The sequence below is a fragment of the Stenotrophomonas sp. CASM110 genome (assembly GCF_049384345.1).
Taxonomy (GTDB): Bacteria; Pseudomonadota; Gammaproteobacteria; order Xanthomonadales; family Xanthomonadaceae; genus Stenotrophomonas; species Stenotrophomonas muris.
Window position 1 is genome coordinate 1 of the sequence record NZ_JBMRGI010000048.1, and the last position, 1,073, is coordinate 1,073.

General features: G+C 68.1%; 1 protein-coding gene. It reads left to right on the forward strand.

Features of this window, described 5'->3' with window-relative positions:
* Positions 1 to 695: methyl-accepting chemotaxis protein (locus VG561_RS21130; RefSeq protein ID WP_423179944.1), on the forward strand; the 695-nt coding region annotated here is incomplete at its 5' end.
* Between the last annotated feature and the right edge of the window lie 378 nt (positions 696 to 1,073).

Below are 1,073 nucleotides of genomic sequence, written 5' to 3' on the forward strand. Positions count from 1 at the left end.
AGGGCGGTGACGTGGTCGGCCAGGTGGTCACCACCATGTCGGCCATCGAAGCCTCGTCGAAGAAGATCGCCGAGATCATCTCGGTCATCGACGGCATTGCCTTCCAGACCAACATCCTGGCGCTGAACGCCGCAGTGGAAGCCGCCCGTGCCGGCGAACAGGGCCGCGGCTTTGCCGTGGTCGCCAGCGAAGTGCGCACCCTCGCGCAGCGCTCGGCCGCGGCCGCCAAGGAGATCAAGGGCCTGATCGACGACTCGGTCGGCAAGGTCAACGACGGCTCGGCGCTGGTGCACAAGGCCGGCGCGACCATGGGCGAGATCGTCGCCTCGGTGCAGCGCGTGACCGACATCATGGCCGAGATCTCCGCCGCCTCGCAGGAACAGAGCGCCGGCATCGAGCAGGTCAACCAGACCGTGGTGCAGATGGACGAAACCACGCAGCAGAATGCTGCGCTGGTGGAAGAAGCCACCGCCGCCGCACGTGCGATGGAAGAACAGGCCGGCCACCTCAGCGAGGCCGTGTCGATCTTCGTGGTGGACGAAGCCGAGGTCGTCGCCGCCCCGCGCGTCACCGCCCCGGCACCGCGCGCCGCTGCACCGGCCGCCCCGGCCCCGGCTGCCCCGCCGGCCCGCCGCACGGCGGGTGGTCGCCCGATGGCCACCGAACTGGCCGACGGAGACTGGCAGGAGTTCTGATGCCTGCCTGATCTGATGTACGAGAACGCCCTGGCCCTGTGCTGGGGCGTTCTTGTTTAGGGGGTATCCGATTATCCAGCCAACGGCGAAGCCCCTCGGGGTGGTCGCTGAGAGCGGCGGACTTCCTTCGTTTGGGCCGGGAGGATGGGTTGCGCAGGGGACGCTGCAAGTACGTCTCTGTAAGCTCGGTCGCCGCTTGCACGTGTGCACTGTCCTGCGCACACGGCAAGACCGGGGTTGGGCGTCCTGCCCAACCCGCCCGAGGCATGCCTCGACCCCATGCGGCTCACGCCCCTGCGCAACCCACCCTCCCGGCCACGGACACTTCCCGTGCGCGTCCACCCCGGATTGAAGAAAGAAGAGCAAAAGACAAAAGCC